The sequence below is a fragment of the Kitasatospora sp. NPDC002965 genome (assembly GCF_040611255.1).
GTDB lineage: Bacteria > Actinomycetota > Actinomycetes > Streptomycetales > Streptomycetaceae > Kitasatospora.
The window spans coordinates 126868-146448 of the sequence record NZ_JBEXNT010000002.1 but is presented as its reverse complement, the minus strand read 5'-3'; the positions used below and the strand labels follow the sequence as shown (position 1 = coordinate 146448).

General features: G+C 72.8%; 31 protein-coding genes and 3 tRNA genes. 33 read left to right on the top strand and 1 reads right to left on the bottom strand.

The window, feature by feature from the left end:
- Positions 1-74: 74 nt before the first annotated feature.
- The 7 genes from ABZY91_RS01760 to ABZY91_RS01730 all read left to right on the top strand — a co-directional run bounded on the left by ABZY91_RS01760 (position 75) and on the right by ABZY91_RS01730 (position 5100).
- On the top strand, positions 75-821 hold the full coding sequence (locus tag ABZY91_RS01760; RefSeq protein WP_329884796.1) for a DUF3566 domain-containing protein: 747 nt from the start codon (positions 75-77) through the stop codon (positions 819-821).
- A gap of 272 nt (positions 822-1093) precedes the next feature.
- Entirely contained in the window at positions 1094-2485 is a 1392-nt protein-coding gene (locus ABZY91_RS01755; protein ID WP_355399070.1) for a cyclopropane-fatty-acyl-phospholipid synthase family protein, read from the top strand.
- A 16-nt stretch (positions 2486-2501) separates the two neighbouring features.
- Positions 2502-2578 (top strand) — tRNA-Ile (locus tag ABZY91_RS01750).
- A 139-nt stretch (positions 2579-2717) separates the two neighbouring features.
- Positions 2718-3041, top strand: a complete 324-nt coding sequence (locus ABZY91_RS01745; protein ID WP_329884794.1) for a DUF6191 domain-containing protein — start codon at positions 2718-2720, stop codon at positions 3039-3041.
- A 278-nt stretch (positions 3042-3319) separates the two neighbouring features.
- On the top strand, positions 3320-3448 hold the full coding sequence (locus ABZY91_RS01740; RefSeq protein ID WP_014137031.1) for a DLW-39 family protein: 129 nt from the start codon (positions 3320-3322) through the stop codon (positions 3446-3448).
- A 191-nt stretch (positions 3449-3639) separates the two neighbouring features.
- Positions 3640-3712 (top strand) — tRNA-Ala (locus tag ABZY91_RS01735).
- Between the two features lie 104 nt (positions 3713-3816).
- Positions 3817-5100 carry a site-specific integrase gene (locus ABZY91_RS01730; RefSeq protein ID WP_355399068.1) on the top strand — a complete coding sequence of 428 codons (1284 nt, stop codon included), beginning with the start codon at positions 3817-3819 and terminating at the stop codon, positions 5098-5100.
- 45 nt (positions 5101-5145) lie between these two features.
- On the opposite strand, the gene ABZY91_RS01725 is transcribed toward ABZY91_RS01730, so the two are convergent.
- Positions 5146-5415 carry a hypothetical protein gene (locus ABZY91_RS01725; RefSeq protein WP_355399066.1) on the bottom strand — a complete coding sequence of 90 codons (270 nt, stop codon included), beginning with the start codon at positions 5413-5415 and terminating at the stop codon, positions 5146-5148.
- A gap of 864 nt (positions 5416-6279) precedes the next feature.
- Here ABZY91_RS01725 and ABZY91_RS01720 point away from each other — a divergent pair.
- The 26 genes from ABZY91_RS01720 to ABZY91_RS01595 all read left to right on the top strand — a co-directional run bounded on the left by ABZY91_RS01720 (position 6280) and on the right by ABZY91_RS01595 (position 19567).
- Entirely contained in the window at positions 6280-6555 is a 276-nt protein-coding gene (locus ABZY91_RS01720; RefSeq protein WP_355399064.1) for a DNA-binding protein, read from the top strand.
- 285 nt (positions 6556-6840) lie between these two features.
- Positions 6841-7176, top strand: coding sequence for a hypothetical protein (locus ABZY91_RS01715; protein WP_355399062.1), 336 nt, complete (start codon positions 6841-6843; stop codon positions 7174-7176).
- Positions 7173-7787 (top strand): hypothetical protein, encoded by a 615-nt coding sequence (locus ABZY91_RS01710; RefSeq protein WP_355399060.1) that lies wholly within the window; start codon positions 7173-7175, stop codon positions 7785-7787. Before ABZY91_RS01715 ends, ABZY91_RS01710 begins: the two co-directional genes overlap by 4 nt.
- A complete protein-coding gene (locus ABZY91_RS01705; RefSeq protein WP_355399058.1) occupies positions 7784-8146 on the top strand; it encodes a hypothetical protein in 363 nt (120 codons plus the stop codon). Before ABZY91_RS01710 ends, ABZY91_RS01705 begins: the two co-directional genes overlap by 4 nt.
- Positions 8143-8553 carry a hypothetical protein gene (locus ABZY91_RS01700; protein ID WP_355399056.1) on the top strand — a complete coding sequence of 137 codons (411 nt, stop codon included), beginning with the start codon at positions 8143-8145 and terminating at the stop codon, positions 8551-8553. The genes ABZY91_RS01705 and ABZY91_RS01700 overlap by 4 nt, the downstream gene beginning before the upstream one ends.
- Positions 8550-8750, top strand: a complete 201-nt coding sequence (locus ABZY91_RS01695) for a hypothetical protein (protein WP_355399054.1) — start codon at positions 8550-8552, stop codon at positions 8748-8750. The genes ABZY91_RS01700 and ABZY91_RS01695 overlap by 4 nt, the downstream gene beginning before the upstream one ends.
- A 237-nt stretch (positions 8751-8987) precedes the next feature.
- Positions 8988-9473: a hypothetical protein gene (locus ABZY91_RS01690; RefSeq protein WP_355399052.1), complete on the top strand. Its 486-nt coding sequence runs from the start codon at positions 8988-8990 to the stop codon at positions 9471-9473.
- A gap of 84 nt (positions 9474-9557) precedes the next feature.
- A complete protein-coding gene (locus ABZY91_RS01685; RefSeq protein WP_355399050.1) occupies positions 9558-11156 on the top strand; it encodes a hypothetical protein in 1599 nt (532 codons plus the stop codon).
- A gap of 25 nt (positions 11157-11181) precedes the next feature.
- A complete protein-coding gene (locus tag ABZY91_RS01680) occupies positions 11182-11406 on the top strand; it encodes a hypothetical protein (RefSeq protein WP_355399048.1) in 225 nt (74 codons plus the stop codon).
- A 60-nt stretch (positions 11407-11466) separates the two neighbouring features.
- The gene (locus tag ABZY91_RS01675; RefSeq protein ID WP_355399046.1) at positions 11467-11844 is read left to right on the top strand and encodes a hypothetical protein; all 378 of its coding nucleotides are present in this window, start codon (positions 11467-11469) and stop codon (positions 11842-11844) included.
- Positions 11841-12224, top strand: a complete 384-nt coding sequence (locus tag ABZY91_RS01670) for a hypothetical protein (protein WP_355399044.1) — start codon at positions 11841-11843, stop codon at positions 12222-12224. Before ABZY91_RS01675 ends, ABZY91_RS01670 begins: the two co-directional genes overlap by 4 nt.
- Positions 12225-12273: 49 nt before the next feature.
- Complete coding sequence (locus tag ABZY91_RS01665; protein WP_355399042.1) at positions 12274-12825, top strand: hypothetical protein; 552 nt, start codon at positions 12274-12276, stop codon at positions 12823-12825.
- Between the two features lie 52 nt (positions 12826-12877).
- Complete coding sequence (locus ABZY91_RS01660; RefSeq protein ID WP_355399040.1) at positions 12878-13525, top strand: hypothetical protein; 648 nt, start codon at positions 12878-12880, stop codon at positions 13523-13525.
- Between the two features lie 18 nt (positions 13526-13543).
- Entirely contained in the window at positions 13544-14254 is a 711-nt protein-coding gene (locus ABZY91_RS01655; RefSeq protein WP_355399038.1) for a hypothetical protein, read from the top strand.
- Positions 14255-14283: 29 nt separating this feature from the next.
- Positions 14284-14937 (top strand): hypothetical protein, encoded by a 654-nt coding sequence (locus ABZY91_RS01650; RefSeq protein WP_355399036.1) that lies wholly within the window; start codon positions 14284-14286, stop codon positions 14935-14937.
- Positions 14934-15146 (top strand): type IV toxin-antitoxin system AbiEi family antitoxin domain-containing protein, encoded by a 213-nt coding sequence (locus ABZY91_RS01645; RefSeq protein WP_355399034.1) that lies wholly within the window; start codon positions 14934-14936, stop codon positions 15144-15146. The genes ABZY91_RS01650 and ABZY91_RS01645 overlap by 4 nt, the downstream gene beginning before the upstream one ends.
- A gap of 127 nt (positions 15147-15273) precedes the next feature.
- Positions 15274-15579 (top strand): hypothetical protein, encoded by a 306-nt coding sequence (locus ABZY91_RS01640; protein ID WP_355399032.1) that lies wholly within the window; start codon positions 15274-15276, stop codon positions 15577-15579.
- A gap of 20 nt (positions 15580-15599) precedes the next feature.
- Positions 15600-15743, top strand: coding sequence for a hypothetical protein (locus ABZY91_RS01635; RefSeq protein ID WP_355399030.1), 144 nt, complete (start codon positions 15600-15602; stop codon positions 15741-15743).
- A gap of 3 nt (positions 15744-15746) precedes the next feature.
- Positions 15747-16538, top strand: coding sequence for a hypothetical protein (locus ABZY91_RS01630; RefSeq protein ID WP_355399028.1), 792 nt, complete (start codon positions 15747-15749; stop codon positions 16536-16538).
- Positions 16535-16849, top strand: a complete 315-nt coding sequence (locus tag ABZY91_RS01625; RefSeq protein ID WP_355399026.1) for a hypothetical protein — start codon at positions 16535-16537, stop codon at positions 16847-16849. The genes ABZY91_RS01630 and ABZY91_RS01625 overlap by 4 nt, the downstream gene beginning before the upstream one ends.
- Positions 16850-16852: 3 nt before the next feature.
- A complete protein-coding gene (locus tag ABZY91_RS01620) occupies positions 16853-17125 on the top strand; it encodes a hypothetical protein (protein ID WP_355399024.1) in 273 nt (90 codons plus the stop codon).
- A gap of 3 nt (positions 17126-17128) precedes the next feature.
- Positions 17129-17518, top strand: a complete 390-nt coding sequence (locus tag ABZY91_RS01615) for a holin (protein ID WP_355399022.1) — start codon at positions 17129-17131, stop codon at positions 17516-17518.
- A gap of 144 nt (positions 17519-17662) precedes the next feature.
- Positions 17663-18289, top strand: coding sequence for a ParB/RepB/Spo0J family partition protein (locus ABZY91_RS01610; protein ID WP_355399020.1), 627 nt, complete (start codon positions 17663-17665; stop codon positions 18287-18289).
- Positions 18286-19002: a hypothetical protein gene (locus ABZY91_RS01605; RefSeq protein ID WP_355399018.1), complete on the top strand. Its 717-nt coding sequence runs from the start codon at positions 18286-18288 to the stop codon at positions 19000-19002. The genes ABZY91_RS01610 and ABZY91_RS01605 overlap by 4 nt, the downstream gene beginning before the upstream one ends.
- 5 nt (positions 19003-19007) lie before the next feature.
- Positions 19008-19082 (top strand) — tRNA-Gly (locus tag ABZY91_RS01600).
- 29 nt (positions 19083-19111) lie between these two features.
- Positions 19112-19567, top strand: coding sequence for a phage terminase small subunit P27 family (locus ABZY91_RS01595; protein WP_355399016.1), 456 nt, complete (start codon positions 19112-19114; stop codon positions 19565-19567).
- Positions 19568-19581: the final 14 nt, after the last annotated feature.

Sequence of the window (19581 nt, the reverse complement as noted above, 5' to 3'; positions counted from 1 at the left end):
TCCCGCCGGGCGCTGGATGACGAGTGACGACGCAGGGCGGTGTCGCCGCCCTGGTGGGAAGTGCGGGAGGACCAGTGAGTGGAGCCACGGGTGCTGCGGGAGGAGCCACCGGCGGCCGTCCGGGCGCAGCACAGGGCGGCGGGGGCTACGGGGTGCCGCAGCCGCCGGCCGAACACCCCTCCGCGTCCACCTCGCTGATGCCCCCGGTCGGCGCGGCGGGACAGGGCGGGGCGACCTACGGCGGCCAGCAGGCCCCGCCGCCCCCGCCGGGCGCTCCGGCGGGAGGGTCGGGGTTCTCGCAGCCGACCACCTACGCCAAGGGGCAGCCGACCCCGCCCCGGGGTACCCGGGTCGGCGGCGGCAACACGCCGCCCGGCGGGACGCCCGCCGCGGGCCCCCGCCGACCCGCCGCTCCGGCGGCGGCGCCGGTCGGCGGCCTGGGCGGCCGGACCAGGAAGGCCCGGTTGCGCGTGACCAAGGCCGACCCGTGGTCGGTGATGAAGGTCAGCTTCCTGCTGTCGCTGGCGGTCGGGATCATCATCATCGTGGCCGCGGCCGTGCTGTGGATGACGCTGGACTCGCTCGGCGTCTTCGACTCGCTGGCCAAGACCCTGAAGGACATCACGGCCTCGGAGAACAACGGCGGCGGCCTGAACCTGATGGACTACGTCGGCTTCGGCAAGGTGATGACCTTCACCTCGCTGATCGCCGTGGTCGACGTGGTGCTGCTGACCGCGCTGTCCACGCTCTCCGCGTTCATCTACAACGCGGCGGCCGGCTTCACCGGCGGCATCGAGCTGACCCTCGCCGAGGAGGACTGACCCTCCGGGAGTGATCCCGGGTCAGCTGCCGCCGCACGGACGGATCTTCGTCCGCGGACGGAAATGAACGGGCCCCGCAGGCTGTTGCAGCCTGCGGGGCCCGTCGGCATCCGGGTGACAGCCGGTCCCCGCGGCGTGCCGTCCGAATCGGCCTCCGTCGCGGTGGGCTTAGCTGGACGCGCTCGTTCCGAGTTCCGACCGCCACAGGCCTCCCCGGTCCCACCGGCCGGGTCCGGTACGGCTGCGCAGGTACGGCAGGACGGAGGCGCACGATGGCGGAGCTCGCACGGCGACTGGTCGAGGCCCTGGACGGGCTGCTCGGGGTCTCGGTACCGCTGCGGATCCAGGCATGGGACGGCAGCGTCGCGGGGCCGCCGGGGGCGCCCACGCTGGTCCTGCGCAACCGCCGGGCGCTGCGCCACCTGCTCTGGCAGCCCGGCGAACTGGGCCTGGTCCGCGCCTACGTCTCGGGGGACCTGGAGGTCGCCCCCGGCACCGACCTCTACGAGGTGCTGCGCGACGTCGCCCACTTCGTCGAGCGCCCCGAGATCCGCCGGCTGCGGTTCGGCCCGGCCGAGGTCGTGGGCGTCAAGGGCCGCCGGGCGGCGGGCGCCCTGTTGCGGGCCGGCGCGCTGGGGCCCCGCCCCGTGCCGCCGCCGGAGGAGGCCCGCCCGGCGGGACGGCTGCACAGCCGGAGCCGGGACCGGGCGTCGATCAGCCACCACTACGACGTCGGCAACGACTTCTACGCGCTGGTCCTGGGCCCGTCGCTGGTGTACTCCTGCGCGTACTGGGAGCCCGCCGCCAGGAGCCTGGAGGCGGCCCAGGAGGCGAAGCTGGACCTCATCTGCCGCAAGCTCGGCCTGCGGCCGGGGATGCGGCTGCTGGACGTCGGCTCCGGCTGGGGCTCGCTGGTGCTGCACGCGGCCCGGCACTACGGCGTGACGGCCGTCGGCGTCTCCATCTCCGCCGAACAGGTCGCGCTGGCCCGGCAGCGGGTCGAGGAGGCCGGTCTGGCCGACCGGGTGGAGATCCGTCTCCAGGACTACCGGGAGATCCCGGACGGCCCGTTCGACGCGATCTCCAGCGTCGGGATGGCCGAGCACGTCGGCGCCGCGCAGTACCGTGCCTACGCCGAGGGCCTCTACCGGCTGCTGGTGCCCGGCGGCCGGCTCCTCAACCACCAGATCGCCCGCCGCCCCGACGTCCCCGGCGAGCCGTACCGTCCGAGCCCGTTCATCGACCGCTACGTCTTCCCCGACGGCGAGCTCTCCCCGGTCGGTCCCACGGTCTCCCTGCTGGAGGAGGCCGGCTTCGAGGTGCGCGACGTCGAGTCGCTGCGCGAGCACTACGGGCTGACCCTGCGTGAGTGGGTGGCCAACCTGGAGGCGCACTGGACGGAGGCGGTCCGGCTGGTCGGCCGGGGCCGGGCGCGGGTCTGGCGGTTGTACATGGCGGCCTCCGCGCTGGCCTTCGAGGAGAACCGGATCGGCGTCAACCAGGTCCTCGCCGTCCGCACGACCGCCGGCGGTTCGGCCGGCCTGGCGGCCACCCGCGAGGAGTGGCTGCGCTCCTCCGGTACCGCCCCCCACCAGCCCGTCCCGGGAACCCCTGCCGCTGCCCCGGGTGAATCGGATTTGGGGGATCGGCGATCGGTCCGCTAATCTTTCAGTGCGGCAAGGGGCTATAGCTCAGACGGTTAGAGCGCTTCCCTGATAAGGAAGAGGCCACAGGTTCAAGTCCTGTTAGCCCCACCACCGCGAAGGGCCCGGAGCATCGCTCCGGGCCCTTCGGCGTTCTCGTGCTCCGGAGGTGGAACCGTGGGCGCCGTCCGGGGGTTGTACGGGTGAGGACCGCCCGTCGGCGGGCGGCACCCGGTGGAGAGACGGTGGCGTGATGGCGGTGTTCTGGGCGATGAGCATCCCCGGCCTGGTCTGCGCCCTGGTGGCGCTGGCCTTCGTCGACCAGTTGGCGCTGAAGGCGCGGAAGTCGCGTCTGGTGCCCTGGCGGGGGACGGGTCGCGAGGGGCAGATCTCGGCGACCGGCTTCGAGCAGCTGCACGCGCAGTTCGCGGCCGGCAAGCAGCACCAGCTGGACGAACGGCAGAGCTCGCTGATGCTGCGCGACGAGGAGGGCGAGGGTGCGCCGCCCCGGACCAGGGTGGATCTGGCGGCCGGTGTGGCGGTCGTGGTGCCCCCCTCCCGTGGGCAGGAACCGTGACGGCTTCGAGGGGGCTCCAGGGGGGCTCTGCGGGGGTTCGGGGCCGGGCCGACCGTACGACAGGAGGTGTGGCGTCAATCCTCCGACCGGACGGGTCGGTTGGAGCAGCGGTGGCTGGTCACGATTGGGACACCGGTGTGTATCATCGGCCGCAAGGGCAGTCTGCCAACCCGACCGCCCTTTCGTGCTCGTAAGGAATCATGGACTCGTCGGCCCGATCGAACCCGGTCGGTGCACGGCTACTGAGTCCGCCAACGCAAGAAGGACGAGGTCCCGCGGTGAAGAAGCTTCTCCTGGTCGCCCTGGTCGCCCTCGGCGGCTTCTTTGTCTACCGTCAGGTCCAGGCGGACCGCGCCGAGCAGGACCTGTGGACCGAGGCCACCGACCCGGTCCCGGCCGGTCGCTGAGGACGCCGACGATCTGACGATCGACGATCTTCGGGGGCGTCGCACGGCGCCTCCCGGTCCGGTCGGTCCGGCCCTGCGGCCGGACCGACCGGATCTTTCCCCACCCGTACGGCAGGAGTGCCGGGACAGGGCGTGGGATTCGCGCCGGGACCGGGTACGCTAGTGCCCGGCGGTGCGCACGATGCCGCCCCGGGGCTTTAGCTCAGTTGGTAGAGCGCTGCCTTTGCAAGGCAGATGTCAGGAGTTCGAGTCTCCTAAGCTCCACAGTTCACATTCGCCCCCTGACCTGGGAAAACGGGTCAGGGGGCGTCTTCATGTTCAAAGCGCGTCAACACCAACGTCAACACAGCCGGGCGTAGTGTCAGCACATGGCATCCATACGTGAGCGTCAGAAAGCCACTGGTGGAGTCACGTACACCGTGACGTGGCGTGACGGCGGGGCCCGAACGGGCAAGCAGGAGTCCGAACGGTTCGGAGACCACGAGAGCGCCGAACGCTTCCGGGACCTCGTGCAGGGGTACGGCGAGACTTGGCCGCCCGGGTGGGTCCGCGGTAAGGGGTTCGTCGAGGAGGAGGAAGCGCCCGTCGAGGTCGACCCGGCGAACCTCTTCGAGAACTACGCGCCGGCCTACGTGAGCCTTCTCACAGCCGTGCAGGGGGACACGAAGAGGAAGTATCGCCGGATGATCGATCAGGTCATGATCCCCTGGTTCAAGGGCCTCACCGTGTCCGACGGCGAGAAGTCGATCACCGGCGATGCGGTCAAGCTCTGGTTCAACGACATCTCGGCTGGCCGCCCGGCCCCCCACGACCCCCCAGGCCGGAAGCGCCGCAAGTACTCCGCCAAGACCGCGCGGGACCACCACGGCCTCCTGTCCGCCATCCTCCAGGCCGCCGCATCCGGGAAGGCGCCACTGCGTAGCGCGAATCCGTGTCTGGAAACGAAGCTGCCCCGGGCGGACGACGGCGACTCTGAGGAGATGACGTTCCTGGAGCACTGGGAGGCCGGCCTACTGATCAGGTACCTCGCCCCGGACGCCGTGGACCTGGTTCAAATTCTGCTCGGTACCGGGGCGAGGTGGGGCGAGGTAACCGCGCTCCAGAAGCGGGACATCGTCCGAATCGGCGGCCGCCCGGCCCTGCGGATCAGCCGCACCTGGAAGTACAACGAGGAGGGGTCCCGCACGACGGGGTCGCCGAAGAGCAAGAAGAGCCGGCGCACCATCGTGCTCACCCCGCTGCTCGTGTCGATCCTCAACCGGGCTGCCCGCGGGAAGGGTGAAGAGGATCTCCTGTTCACTGCGCCCGAGGGCGGGGCCTGGTACCCGGCATCGTTCCGGCGGCTGCGCTGGCTGCCGGCCATCGAGGCCGCGGCCGCCGACGGCCTCACGAAGCGCCCGAGGATTCACGACCTCAGGCACACCCACGCCGCGTGGCTCATCGCGCGCAACGTCCCGCTGCCGGCGATCGCTGGCCGTCTGGGACACGAGTCGATCCAGACCACGGTGGACCGGTACGGTCACCTGCTGGCGATCCTGGACGACGACCTGATCGCCGCAGTTTCCTATGCCATGGAGGCCGCGCTGGCGCCCGAGGTACCTGCCGATGTCCGCGCCGCGCTGAAGGCCGCACCGGCCACCGTCATGGCCTGAACGACGACGGGCCCCCGGTTTCCCGGGGGCCCGTTTTCGTCGTGATCACACCGAGGAGTGATCTACCGGCGGGAGGTCCCCGCTGCCGCACGTCACCAGCTGCTGACCGAAGGGCGCCAGCAGCTCGAACGCACCCTCAGCGGTGAGCTCGTTCTCCTCCACCCACGCTCGGATCTGCCCGCACGCCTCAGACAGCTGAACGTCCGAGAAGCGCCGTGAATCGCCGACGATGACCAGTTCGTCGACGATAACCGTGAACAAGAGCGGCAGGCCGTCGTCCAGCAGCGCTAGTTCACGGGTGACACGAGTCCGCACACCAACCCCCACTCTCGGCGACCCGCCATTGGGTCGACGTCATCATCGCGAGGCCGGGTCGAACGTACACCCGAATATCGCTCAGCAACAGGAGGTGCCCGCTCCGTATCGGCGATGTTCGGATTTAAACTTCATTTGACCGAGATTTTCCGGTTCTATGGGCAATCAGGGCCTCTAGAACGGCCCTCGCGCGAGGCAATTCGCTCGGGTCTGCTTCTGCAACGAGCATGACAATCGCGCGCACGTCATCTGGCAGGTCCGTCAGCTCCGTGGCCACGTACCCGAGGAACTGGGCGGCCGCGGCCGCCTGGACCTCCACGAGGGGCAGGCCGGTCCCCGCCGCAATGGCGCGCAGGACGTGAGGTTCCGGCGCGCGGGAGACTTCGCCCCGCGCGAGCTCGCCCAGCCATGTGGGGCCCGGCTTCTGGCCGGTTTCGGGGTCGACAGATTCCGCGGCGAGCCGGCGGGCGGACATCCCCGGTCGGTCAAGAGCTGCTCGGACGAGGATGGACAGGGCGCCCCGTGTGGGGTCCTCCTGTGTCGAGCCGGGGCCGGGGCCTGGCATGGCGCACTCCTTCGTGGGCTTCCCCCTCGTGTCGGCCCGAGGGGTACTCGCGAGCGCGCAGAGTGCTCGCGTTCGCGAACAACGTAACAGCGGGTACCCCCGGGATGCATGGTCGAGATCAGGACAATGGCGGCGGGTTAGGCATCCCTTAGTGGGGGCTTAAGGGGCCGGTCTGCACGCAAGGGCGGTCGAAGTGCTCGCAATCGCGTTCGGCATCACCTATGCTCGCGTTTGCGATCAGAGATGCACTGAGCGGCATCGAGCGACATCGAGCGACATCGAGCGTGTCAGGAGTGCCCATGTCCTCCCCCTCCCCCGTAGTCCCCTCTCCCAGCCCCTACCTCACCTATGCCGGCCTGGCTGAGCTCCTCGGCGTCACCGAAGGCTGGCTGCGGCGTCGCATCCGGACGCTGCCTCACGAGAAGTACGGCCGGCAGGTCAGGTTTTTCCCGGAGCACGTCACCGCGATCCGGGCGCTCTTCTCCGTGAGCCCGGTCGCCGAGCTGCCCGGCACCACTCGGCGCGATTGGGCGACCCTCGTCCCGCTCGGCGCCCGTGGCCGAGCTATGGCCTGATCCACCGTGACCGCCCCTACTCCCCCAGCGGCGACGAGTACCACCGTCCGGATCACAGGCACAGCCGATATCGCGGCGGCTGCACTCGCCGCGCTGCGCGACAGCCCGGCCCTGACCGTCGTCCGAGTCTCCCGTCAGCTCCCAGACGGTGTCTCTGGCCAGATCCGCCAGTACATCCGCGTCCAGGCATCGCCCGGTCGCTGAAACGCAACGGGCCGCCCCCCGGCTTGGACTCCAGGGATGCGGCCCGGCCCTACCCAGCTCTCACACCGGAAGTAGGACCCCATGAAGCGTAGCAACAACCGGCTGAGCGACCCGAGGGCGCAGTATGCGGCCTTCCGGGTCGGGCAGCGGCTCACCGAGGCCGCGGCGGCGACGGCCGCGCCGGCCCCGACGTGGACGGTCGAGCCCGACGGAACGATCAGCGGCCGGTTCGACGGCCCGGACGCTCTGGTCGCCCTGCACGCCTGGATCCGGGCGATCCCGACCGCCGTCGTCTCCTCGGCCCGCCGGCCCGGCGGCCTGGAGTACACGCTGGTGATTGCCCACGGCGACGACAGCGTGACCATCTTCGCCCACGTCCCCTACACCGCGTCGGCCCGGACGGCGGTGTCGGTGTGACCAGGCCCATGACCTTCGAGCGCGCCACCGAGATCCTCTCCTCGGCGCGCGACGCCGGCGCCCCGACGACCGAGCGACTCGCCGCGATCTACGAGGGCGACCTCGACACCCTGATCCCCCGGGCCATGACGTGGTCTCTGCGCACCCGGACGCTGATGCAGCGTCTCCTGCGGCAGGTGGTCCCGGTCCTGCGTGAGCTGGTGACCGAGGTCCTGATCCTGGACAGGGAGCTCCGAGACGCTGACAACCAGGTCGAGGAGCTGCGCGCGGTCCCGGCCCCGGTGACGGTGGACGAATCCACCGACCCTCACGCCCGACTCGCCGCCGCCCACGCTCTCGTGGGCAGACTCGTGCCCTCGCTGACGCCGGCCCCAACCCGCATCACTGTGGAGTCGTACCAGTGGCAGGACATGCCGACGGTCGAGATCTACGCGTGGGAGGACGCCGACGCGCTGACGGCGTGGGCGGCGCAGCTGGGCGCCGAGGTGACGTCGAGGACAACCAGCGCGTTCGTCTACCTCACCGCGAGGTGCACGGTCGACGGGATTCCGGTCTTGTTGAACACCAGCTCCCGGGTGCCGGTGCAGGCGTCTGCCGAGGTGACCGCGTGACCACCGACGAGCACATCATCCACGCCGCCGAGCTGGTCGTGCGGGCGATGTTCGGGCAGGACCCGACGCCCGCCGCGGTCACCCACGCGCTGGCCGCCGCCGGCCTCCTGCGTACCCGGCCCGCGACCGTCTACCGGGCCGATTGGGAGACCGAGTTGATCGGTCTCTACGCCTCCCGCGACGTCGCCGAGGCCGTGTGTGTGCTGGCCGCGATGCAGGGTCAGCCCGAGGCCGTGATGGTCTGGGACCGGTTGGACGACGAGCCGGACGGCGTGACGTACCTGCGCGCGGACGGCGCGAACACCGAGTACTACATCACCCCGGTCAGGGTCCGGTTGACGGTCGGTGATGTCGAATGAGCTCCCGTCGGGCCCCGACCGAGCACGGCACCGTCAAGGGGTGGCGCCAGCACCGCAACCGCCAGATCCCGATCCCCGACGGTGACCCGTGCGGGTGCCGGGCCGCCTACAACGCTGACCAGCGTGCCCGCGCGGCGGCGTCGGCGCCGCGGTCCGCGCACGAGTGGAACAAGGGCCTGACCGGGTCCCGGCCGGACATCCCCGCCCGGCCCGTCGGCCGGGCGTGCCCCACCGAGGCATGCGGTGAGGTCGGCGCCGTCACCAGCGCGACCCCGGACGGATGGGTCTACACCCGGATCACCGGCTCCCGCGAACCGGGCCGCTGGTGGTGCTCCGGCAGCTGCGCCACCTACGGCGTCGCCCTCGCCGAGCTGCGCCCGGCCGGTGCCCTGGGTGGTGCCCTGTGAGCCGCTTACTCCTCGCCCTGTGCATCATCGCCGCTCTGTGTCTGGTCGCGGCGTGGGTCGAGCAGCTGGTCCACGAGGCCCAGCAGGACTCCCGCGCCGCCCGGTCGAAGGCCGAGCCCCGCCCGGCCGGCCGCCCGCTGGCCTACCCCGCGCCGCCCGCCGGCCCCGGGCCCAGACCGGTCCGGGCCCGGCTGTGACTGCGGACCCGACCACGGCAACCGGCCGGACCTCCCCCGGGCTGCACGTCGTGCTCGGGTCCGGCCCCCGGCCCTACTACGGGCCGTACATCCCGCCCAGCGCCGACTACCTGTGCCGCTGCGGTCACACCGACGCCGCGTTCGGCGAGGCCGCCGTCATCCGACTCGTCCAGATCGGCGTGGCCGCGCACCGCGCCGTCTGCCCCCTCCGCCCGCCGTCCCCCGAGAGGCTCCCTGATGCTCGACGCCCGTCTCGACCTCGACACCGGTGAAATCCACCCCGACCCTGCCCCCCGCCCCTTCGCCGACGTGCTGATCGACCACATGGGCGGCCGCGTCCACGAGGCCGCGTCAACCGAGCTGCACCAACTGTTCGGAGCGGTCGCCCGACACGGCAAGAAGGGCAAGCTCACCCTGCTGGTCGTCGTCGAGCCCCCGCGCGGACACGTCGAGGGCGGACCGCTCAGCGTCGCAATGAGCACTGTCCTCACGGCCCCGAAGGGGGAGACCCCCGCCGCCGTGTACTACCTCGACGGCGCCGGCAACCCGTCCCGTAGAGACCCCCGTCAGGACGCGCTGTTCGACGACCCGACCACGGCCGAGGCCCGGGTGCGCGCCGCCGTCGCGAACGCGCTCCGCGGCCGGGACGGCGACGTCCCGGCGGACCTGGTCGACGACCTGGTCGCCGGACTCACCGCGGCCGGCCTCGCCCCGCAGCCGTAGACCGGCCGCCCCGTACGGCTCGGGGGGCGCGGCGGCACCGTCCCGCGCCCCCCGAGCGCCACCCCCGGACCCACCTGGAGCACCATGCCGCGGCCCGCCGCCGCCGCTGTCCAGCCCGATCCGACCACCGGCACCGGGCAGACCCCGGCGCACCCCTCCCCGTTCGTCACCCGCTTCCCGCTGCCGTGGGTCGCAGTGCTGACCGGCGATCACCTTCGTGCCGTGACCACCGTCGGCGACTACGCCCGCGGCCGTTACGGGTACTGCTGGGCAGCCGACCGCACGCTCGCCGGCGGCCTCGACCTGCACCCCGACACCGTCGGCGCAGGCCTGCGCGCCGCCGAGCGAGCCGGCCTTGTCCGCGCGGTCCGCCGCCCCGGCGGCACCTCCGCGCGCGTCCTGGTCCTGCCCGACCCGGACGAAGACGTCCTGTGGGTGTGCGTCAGCTCCTACGCCCGCAACCGGCTCCCCGGTGCGCTCTTCGGCACCTACGCGGTCCTGGCCGTCCGCGAGCACCTCGACTCGCCCACCAGCATCGCGCTGATAGCCACCCTGGCGGGCATCGGCCAGGGTGCCGCCCGCGCCGCCGTCGCGGAGCTCACCGCCGCCGGCTGGATCACCCGCACCGACACCACCGGCCGCGCCGCCCGCTACACCGTCCACCCCGCCCCGATCCCCGGCATACCCACCCAGCTCGCCCTCGACATCCCGCTCCGCCAGACCAAGGCCCGCCGCTGCGCCCCGCCGGCTCCCGTTCCGCACGCCGAGATCGACGGCCAGCTCGGCCTGTTCGACCCCGCCGACCTCATCGCGACCCCTGCCGGATTGGCCGTCACCACCCCTGCCGATCCGGCCGTCACCACCCCTGCCGGATCGACCGGACAAGCAAGATCACTACAACAAGATCTTTCCAATAGGCCTGCCGCCGTGGGCGGTTGCGGCTCCGGCGTAGCCGATCCCGCCGTACCGCGCGACACGGGCGTGCCCGCGAGCACCTGGCCGGCCGCCGATCGTCCCGCCCGCCCGTCGGCTACGCCGGAACCCCCAACTTCCCTTCCCCCCTTGACCGTTACCGAGCCGATCTACCACGTTCTCGCCCATATCCCGACGCTGGTTCACCGGATGAGCCGCTGGGAGCAGCGGCAGGCCGCCCGGGCTGTGGGGCAGGCGATCCGGGACGCCGACGGCGACGTCGCCCGCGTGGCCGCCCGGCTCGTACGCCGCTACGCCCGGATCTCCCCGGCCGACGTCCGCCGGCCCTCCGGATGGCTCGCCGAGATCGGCCTGGTCCGGCGCGGCTGCGACCTGCCGCACTGCGAGGACGGCCGGGACGCCGTCGACGGCCGCGCATGCCGCACCTGCGAGCTGCGCACCGAGCACGCCCGCGACGTCGCCGCCGACCGACGCCGGGCGCAGCGCGGGCCCCGGCCCGTTCCGGCGCCCCGGCCGGACCCCGATCCGGCGCCGGCCGCCGCCCGGCCGGCGCGGCCCCGGTGCCCCGACCACCCGACCGTGGCCGTCCCGTGTGCTCTGTGCGCGGCTGCGGCCGCCGTCCCCGGGCCCGAGCCGGACACCAGCACCGGCCGCGAGCTGCGCGAGCAGCTCGCCGCCCGGCGGCGGGCCCGCGAGGGCGCCGCAGACCAGGCCTGGGCTGCCGAGCACGGCATCGCCTGGACCGCCTGACCCACCACCACCGAGAGGACACACCGTGCAGACCACCGCCACCGCCACCCCCACCGCCACCGACTTCGACACGGCCGTTCGCGAGCACACCCCCTCCACCGTCCCCACCGACCCGTGGGGTTCCCCCTGCTGTGCCTCCTGCAGCTACACCCACGGCGGCCCCGTCCCGTGGCCGTGCCGGCCGCTGATCCAGGTCGCCAAGGTCGCCCCGACCCACACCGGCTGGCAGATCACCATGCGGACGGCCTGACCGGCTCCGGGGCCATCCACCGCCACACACCACCGCCCGCTGAACCAGAGAGGACACACCGTGCAGAGCATCGCCCGCGCCGCCTACGAGGCGTACCGCGTCCACACCGGCAGCCGTACCTGGGACGGCCGCCCGATGCCCGAGTGGCAGGACCTCGGCGCCCGGATCCAGCGCGCCTGGGCCGCGGCCGCCGCCGTTGCGGCCCCCGCCGACGTGGCGCCCGCCCCCGTCCCCGCCGACCTCCTCGACCTCCTCGACGTCGCAGCACAGCACGTCGACACCGCCGCCGCTCTGGGCGCGCCGCTCTTCATGACACCGCCGACCGGCACCGCCCTCGCCCGACTGCTGGACGCCCTCGCCACCCTCCTCCGCTCCGAGGCCCCCGACAGCGCGGTCACCGAGGCTGCGGCCAACCTCGCCCGGTCCGTCCTCGGATGATCACCATCACGCCGTGGGCCGTCCTCGCCATCTGCGCACCGGCATCCCTCGCCGGCATCGCCGTCCTGCGCCGCCGCGCCCACCGGGCCCGCACCGCACACATCCCTCGCCCCCGGCCCACCCAGGCCGAGTGGGACGCCGACGCCGCGACCCTGCTGCGCCGCGCGGTCGAGGCCCCACTCACCGCCGAGCCGCAGCGCCGGCCCGGTCACCGGGCACTCACCCCGGGAACCGCCGCACCGCTCACCCTCACCAGCACCGAACGCCACCGCCTCGACCACCTCGTCCGCCGCGCGGCCCGCCACCTGTCCCCCGATGAGCGCTCCGTCCTTCTCACCCTCTGGGAGCACGACCAGGCCGACCGCACCCCGACCAGCTGACGCCGCGCGCACGACCGCACACACCCGCCATGACCCCTCTGGAGACCCCATGACTGACCGCCAGCACGCCCTCGGCGACCGTGTCCGCACCCTCATCCACCTCCACTCCGACGACTCGACACCCGAGCAGCCCGACATCCCCGCCGGCAGCCTCGGCACGGTCGACTCCATCCACCACGACTCGGTCACCGGCCGGATCGTGAGCTACGGCGTGATGCTCGACGCCGCAGTAAACCGCCTGTCCGCAGCGATGAAGCCGGGCGAAATCGAGGCCGTCGGGAAGTTTTCCGTGACCACCGCCCGCGAACAGCTGCTCGCCGAGGCCGCCGAAGCCAGCCCCGACGCCACCGAACGCGCCCTCTGGCAGGCCCTCGCCGACGCCATCCAGCACCTGGAGGACTGGGGCCTCATGCCCCTCGCCACCATCGCCGACCAGCTCGGCGGCGCCTTCGTCACCGAGATCGACGCTGGCCCCGTCATCCACGGCGCCGCCGTCCGACCTCCCGGCGGCTACCTCCTGCGCTACCAGCCCGGTTTCACGCCCGACCCCGACCGGCCCGGCCACGACCTGCCGTCCGGCTGGCAGGTCGTCGCCCGCTGACCCGCCCCGCCAGCCGCCCCACCCGGGCGGCCAGCCCCACCAGGAGAACCCCGTGGCCCGCTGCCTCGCCTGCACCCACCACGACACCCCCGGACGGCTCTGCGACCCCTGCACCGCCCGCCTTGGTGAACAACTGCTCGACCTCCCGCAGCTCGTTGCCGACCTCAACGGCTGTCTGGCCCCCTCCACGCAGACGCCCGACCGCCTCGGCACCCGGCACACCGCCGCCGCCCACCCACCGCTCCCCGTCGTCGAAACCGTCCTCGACCTCCTCGGCCCCGGCGGCATCATCACCACCCTGGAGACATGGCGCCGACTGCTCGCCACGGACACGGGCGAGAGCACGGCCGACCCCTGGGGCGACCTGCCCGGCCGGCTGCGCCGCGCCGTCACCGCCCTCCACCGCCACCTCCCCTTCATCCGCCTGGACTGGGCCCGGGCCGGAGACCTCGCCCACGACATCGCCCGCCTCCACCGCACCGCCACCCACCACACCGCCCCCACCGGACCTCCCCCCACCCCGCTCGGCCACCACCCCGCCGCCCGCGCCGGAGACGACCCGTGCGGCGGCCGCCTCGAACTCCCCCACGCCGGAAAGGTCGTGCGCTGCGCCCGGTGCGGCGCAGCGTGGGGCCCGCTCCAGTGGCTCCCACTGCGCCGCACGATCGAGGCCGCCCACGCCACCAACACCGCCGCCTGACCCGAGAGGACGCCCCCCGTGCCGATATCCCGCGCCCACCTCGAACCACGTGTCCGCGACCTCGCCGCCGCCGGCCGCTCAACCGGCTCGATCGCCACGGAGCTCGGGCTCGACCGCGCCACGGTGCGCCGGATGCGCGCCGATGCCGGCATCCAGGCCCTGCCCGGCGGCGCCCCGCAGCCGCTCACCGTCGCCGAGAAGTGGCGCACCCACACCCGCCCGACCGACGGCGGCCACCTGGAGTGGACCGGCGAGACCACCACCCGCGGCTGCCCGGTCATGCGGCACTCCGGTACCGCCTACAGCGCCCACCGCGTCGCCTACCGCATCCAGTACGGCCAGGCCCCCACCGGCCACGCGAAGGCCGGCTGCGGCGTGCGCGGCTGTGTCGCCCCCGAGCACCAGCGCGACACCGCCGACCGCCGCATCACCCGCACCCCGCGCACCACGTACCCGACCATCGACGCCAAGTTCGCCGCGCTCACCCGCCCGGACGGCGGCCACCTGGAGTGGACCGGGCCCGTCTCCGCAGACGGCCGACTCCTGCTCAGCTGGGCCCGCCGTACTCACCTCGCCCACCGGTACGCGTTCGAGCAGCACTACGGCAGGAAGCCCGTCGGCAACGTCGCCCCGGCGTGCGGCCGCCCGACGTGCCTCGCCGGCCGTCACCTCGACGACGCGCTCACCCGCGCCCAGCACGACCGCGCCTACGCCGCGCTCGGCCTCTGACCCCAGATGACACCGCTCACCCTCACCGGGTGAGCGTCACCACTCGGAGAACCATCACCGTGACCAGCCTCATCATCGGCGGGGTGTACACCGCCACCCTCACCGGGGCAGCCGGCCCGTGGACCGTCCACGGGCACGCCACCATCTGGCACGCCTCGACGGCCCCCGACGGCACAGAGACCCTGGTCCTGGAGATCAGCGACGCCCCCACCCCCCACCAGGTGAGCGCCGCCACCAGCCACCGCGCCTACGCCACGGGCCCGGTGACCCGGCTCCCCGACGGCCGCCGCCACCTGGTGACACCTCTCACTTCCCAGCCCGGACCTGCCATCGTCGGCCTGGGCTGGACCCTGCGCACCCGCCGCGACCCAGCCGACGCCGACTACCACGTCGAGACCGCAACCAAGGAACTGGCCGACTGGGCACCGCTGCCCGACGACAACTCACCCCTCGGGGTGACAGCGCTCACCCACGCCACCCGCGCCGCCACCCGCGCCGCCGTCCGCGCCGCCGAGCTGCGCGACGCCGAGGGTGAGCGCAACCACCTCATCCGCCGGCTGCGCGCCGGTGACGTCGACCGTGACCTCGTCGCCCAGGCCGTCGACCTCGACCCGTCGCGCATCACCCAGATCTGCCGCACCCGCCGCACCCGCCCCGCCGCCGGCGGGGGTGGGGACGCATGACGCACCCGCGCGACCGCGTCCCCCCGCCCGGCCTCATCACCACCGCCCAGCTCGGCGCACTCGGCGTGCCCCCCGACGTCGTGCGCAACTGGGTACGGCACGGACGCCTCCGCAGAGCCGGCGGCAGCCAGCGCTACCCGTGGTACCGCACCGAGGACACCATCGCCCTCGTCGAGGCGTACGCACCCCGCCCACAGAAGTCCGCTTGACCCCAGGTCAGAGGCGTGTCACGATCACCGCACCACCCGTGTGTCCGAATCCGGGTGAACACGGACCACCACGAAGGGCCCCACGGCAGCCGCCGCGGGGCCCTTCGTCATGCCCAGGAGGCACCGCGTGCAGCTGCCCACCGCAGGCCGGATCGTCCACTACACGCTCACCCAAAGCGACGCAGACACCGTCAACCGTCGCCGCGCCGGCCGCGCCGTCCGCGACCGCATCGACGTCGACACCCTCGGCAACCGCGCGGCCGCCGGCGACGTCTACCCCGCCACGATCATCCGCGTCTGGCCCGGCGCCACCGCCCGCTCCCTGCCCATGTGCAACCTGCAGATCCACCTCGACGGCGTCGACGCACACTGGGCGACCAGCCGTGTCGAGGGCACCGACCCGGGCACCTGGGCCTGGCCGCCCCGATCGTAAGCGCCACCATCGACCTACCCGTGTACCTGCGGATCGGCGACACCGAGGTCGAGTTGGGCGTCATCGAAGCGCAGTCGGGCGAGAAGGTTGACCTCCGGTCCCTGCTCGCCGACTTCCTTGACGCCGCCGCCCAGCACGTCCGCAACACCAGCGCCGGGAGGTGAACAGTGCCACTCCCCCCGGGACTCCAGACCGTCACCCTGCACGGCCGCCTCACCAGCCCAGCCGGCGCCCGCTCCCGCGGCCGGGTCATCCTCACCCCCGCACCGCTGCGCATCACCAGCGCCCAGCACGGCGTGATCATCCTGGGCGCCGACAGCGTCATACCCGACGCCGACGGTGAGTGGTCGATCACCGTCCTCGCCACCGACGCCGCCGACTGCACCCCGACCGGCTGGACCTACACCCTCACCGAGGCCCCGATCGGCGCCCGACCGCGCGCCTACCCGATCAGCCTCCCCGCCGCCACACCCCTGGTCGACCTCGCCGACATCGCCCCGACCGCCCCGGCCGCCGGCGAGTACGTCGTCATCACCGGACCGCCCGGCCCGACCGGCGCCACCGGCCCGCAGGGACCCGAGGGCCAGCGCGGCCCCACCGGCGAGACTGGTCCGGCCGGACCGCAGGGCGTAGCCGGCCCGCAGGGAGTCCAGGGCGACACCGGCCCGACCGGCCCGCAGGGACCGACGGGAGCCACCGGCGCCCAAGGCGCCCAGGGTGCGACCGGAGCCACCGGGCCGACCGGAGCAACGGGAGCCACCGGCGCACAGGGCCCGGCCGGTTGGGGCACCCAGGCCAACCACGACGCCCTCGCCGCCCGCACCGTCGCACTGGAGACCGCCGTCTCAGGGTTCAACTCGATCATGACCGACCTCGCCAACCGGGTCGGCGGGACGTTCGGCCTCGAACCCCGCATGAACAGCGCCGAAACCCGCATCACCGCACTGGAGACACCGTGACAACCAGCCCCACCCCCCGCGGTCTCGCCCACATCGTCCCCGGGCCCCGGCCGTCCGTCACCACCTCGACCGCCACCGTCCTTGGGACCTTCCGCACCGAGCTGCTCGCCGCCGGCCTTCCGGACCGCCTCGCCGACGAGCTGGTCCTGGCCACGGGCAAGGCACTTGTCCACACCGTCGGACTCACCATCGTGGTGCCCAACCTCCTCAACGCGGTCGGCGGCGTGCCCACCTTCGCCACCCTTGACACCACCCCGGCCAAGCCGACCACCTGCCGCTGCGCCCGGACCCGCAGCACCGAGGGACGGTGACCCGTGACGTTCCCGTCCTCGATCACCCACGCACAGAAGTTGGCCGCGGTGCGGGCCCTCGGCCTGGACCCGATCCTCGTCAAGGGGGTCGCCCTCGATGCGACCGAGGGTGTCCTCGTCACCGTGCACGTACGCGACACGAGGGGCCGCATCATCGTTCAGGGGAAGGACCAGGCGGCCGAGGCCACCCTGGTCATCCCCTACGCCACCGAGCCGCCCGCCCGGTACCAGGCCGGCACCTACGCCGACCCCGACGCCACCATCTTCGGGAAGTGACTCGTGTCGCCGACCAGACCCCCCCGCCGCTGCACCACCCCCGGGTGCCCCGGCGACGCCGTACCAGGCACCCGCACGGGCAAGTGCCCCCCCTGCACCCAGGCCACCCCCCGGATACACCGCCCCTCCTCCACCGCCCAGGGCTACGGCACCCAGCACCGCGTCCGCTTCCGCGCCGCCGTGCTGCGCCGTGACCCGCGGTGCGTGCTGTGCAAGACGGCGCCGGCCAACGAGGCCGACCACTACCCGCTGTCCCGTCGCGAGCTGGTGGAGCGCGGCCTGGACCCGGACGACCCGCAGCACGGGCGCGGCCTGTGCAAGGCATGCCACTCCAGCCAGACGGCCGAGCACCAGCCTGGCGGCTGGGCGGCCCACCCCGGCCCGGCCTACTGACCGAGCGTCCCGTTCGCTTCCCCTGTGACCGTCGGTCACCGGGGGAGGGGGCCTCGGATCGCTGGGCCGGGGCCCCTCCGAACGCGGGGGGGAACCGGCTCTCTCGCTGACAGGTTTCCCGACTTCTGTCATTGGAGACTCACCGTGACGAGCCCCGAGCAGTCCTACGACCCCGAGGTCGACCTCGACCGCCTCACCCCCCACCCTGACAACCCCCACCTCGGCGACCTCGACACCATCCGAGGGAGCATCGCCACACACGGCTGGTACGGCGCCGTCATCGCCCAGCGCTCTACCGGCCACGTCATCGCCGGCAGCCACCGCATCCGCGCGGCCCGGGAGGAGGGCCTGGCTACCGTCCCCGTCATCTGGCTCGACATCGACAACGACAAGGCTCGTCGCATCCTCCTCATGGACAACCGCGCCGGCGACAAGGCCGGCTACGACAGCACCCTGCTGACCGACCTACTCGGTGAACTCCATGTGACCCCCGACGGCCTGTCGGGCACCGGGTGGACTCCGACAGAACTTGACGCACTCCTCGCATCCGTCGCCCTCCCGGCCGGCGGCGAGTGGGACGAGGCCTTCGACAAGGTCCCGACCGGCGGCGCCAAGTTCCGCAGCAGGACGTTCGTCCTCACCGACGAACAGGCCGACCTGATCGACCGCGCGCTCGCCGCCGCCCGGCCCACGGTCGACACCGACACCGGCAACCGGGCCTCAGCGGCTCTCGCCGTGGTGTGCGAGGCATACATCAGGACGACACTGTGACGGCCAGGGCCAAGGATCTGGTCCTGCGCCCGATCCCCCGAGCTGATGCAGTCGACCTCGTTCGCCGCGTGCACTACTCCGGCAAGGTGGTGAACAACAGCCAGCTGCATATCGGCGTCTTTCTCCACAACAACCTGGAGGGAGCCATGCAGTTCGGGCCGCCCCTGGACAAGTCCAAGGCCCTCGGCCTGGTCCGCGGCACCCCGTGGGACGGCATGCTGGAGCTCAACCGCATGGCGTTCACCGAGGCCCTCCCGCCGCACAGCGAATCGCGTGCCATCGCGGTGAGCCTGCGACTCATCCGCCGCCACGCACCGCGCGTGAAGTGGGTGCTCTCCTACTCCGACGCCACCCAGTGCGGCGACGGAACGATCTACCGCGCGGCCGGCTTCATCCTTACGGGGATCAAGCGTTCCGACAGCCTCGCCCGCATGCCGGACGGCAGCGTGGTCCACCGGCTCTCACTCGCCACCGCGCCGGAAGCACCGCGGCCCGAGGCAGGCGGCCGGTCCTTCTTCGAAGTGACCGACGGTGCCTATTCCTTCGAGTCATACGTGCGGGAGGTCGGCGGCACCATCCTCCCCGGGTTCCAACTCCGCTACCTCGCCTTCGTCGACCCGACCTGGCGGGACCGTCTCGCCGTCGAACCCCTGCCGTACTCAGCTATCGACGCGGCCGGCGCCCGGATGTACCGCGGCGCCCGGCCGGACTAGGACTTGCCCCAGTGGTGTAGAGGAAGCACGCCCGCCACCCTGGCGGGAGGAGGCGGTTCGATACCGACCCTGGGGCTCCACCTCATCTCGCAGAACGGGGGCACCGTCGATGGGCAGTCGAGGCCCGGCCCAGAAGCCAACAGCGCTGCGGATCCTCCACGGGGACCGCAAGGACCGCATCAACACCGGCGAGCCAGCACCATCCCAGCAGGACATCGCCGCGCCCGAGTGGCTCACCGATGAGGCCCGCGAAGTCTGGAACCGCCTGGCCCCGGACCTCGAACAGCAGGGCGTGCTCACCGCCTGGGACGCGGACACCTTCGCGATCCTCTGTGATGCCCTGGTGCAATACCGCCACGCGTCCCGCCTCGTCGCCGCTGGCGGCGTCCTGATCAAGGGGCGACGGGACGCTGCGGTGAAGAACCCCGCCCTCCAAGTCGTCCGCGACACTGCCCAGACGGTCCGCGCCTACGCGCAGGAGTTCGGCCTCACCCCGTCCGCCCGCAGCGGCCTGTCACTCGGCGGCACCGGACAGGGACTCGGACCGGAACGACTCCTCTCCTGACCGGCCCGGGACGG

What these genes read in the sequence shown, in the direction of transcription:
- ABZY91_RS01665 (WP_355399042.1), top strand. Translation starts at nt 12,274, where the DNA reads ATGACTGACCGCCAGCACGCCCTCGGCGACCGTGTCCGCACCCTCATC.
- ABZY91_RS01730 (WP_355399068.1), top strand. Translation starts at nt 3,817, where the DNA reads ATGGCATCCATACGTGAGCGTCAGAAAGCCACTGGTGGAGTCACGTAC.
- ABZY91_RS01755 (WP_355399070.1), top strand. Translation starts at nt 1,094, where the DNA reads ATGGCGGAGCTCGCACGGCGACTGGTCGAGGCCCTGGACGGGCTGCTC.
- ABZY91_RS01715 (WP_355399062.1), top strand. Translation starts at nt 6,841, where the DNA reads ATGAAGCGTAGCAACAACCGGCTGAGCGACCCGAGGGCGCAGTATGCG.
- ABZY91_RS01745 (WP_329884794.1), top strand. Translation starts at nt 2,718, where the DNA reads ATGGCGGTGTTCTGGGCGATGAGCATCCCCGGCCTGGTCTGCGCCCTG.
- ABZY91_RS01595 (WP_355399016.1), top strand. Translation starts at nt 19,112, where the DNA reads ATGGGCAGTCGAGGCCCGGCCCAGAAGCCAACAGCGCTGCGGATCCTC.
- ABZY91_RS01685 (WP_355399050.1), top strand. Translation starts at nt 9,558, where the DNA reads ATGCCGCGGCCCGCCGCCGCCGCTGTCCAGCCCGATCCGACCACCGGC.
- ABZY91_RS01645 (WP_355399034.1), top strand. Translation starts at nt 14,934, where the DNA reads ATGACGCACCCGCGCGACCGCGTCCCCCCGCCCGGCCTCATCACCACC.
- ABZY91_RS01700 (WP_355399056.1), top strand. Translation starts at nt 8,143, where the DNA reads ATGAGCTCCCGTCGGGCCCCGACCGAGCACGGCACCGTCAAGGGGTGG.
- ABZY91_RS01670 (WP_355399044.1), top strand. Translation starts at nt 11,841, where the DNA reads ATGATCACCATCACGCCGTGGGCCGTCCTCGCCATCTGCGCACCGGCA.
- ABZY91_RS01720 (WP_355399064.1), top strand. Translation starts at nt 6,280, where the DNA reads ATGTCCTCCCCCTCCCCCGTAGTCCCCTCTCCCAGCCCCTACCTCACC.
- ABZY91_RS01690 (WP_355399052.1), top strand. Translation starts at nt 8,988, where the DNA reads ATGCTCGACGCCCGTCTCGACCTCGACACCGGTGAAATCCACCCCGAC.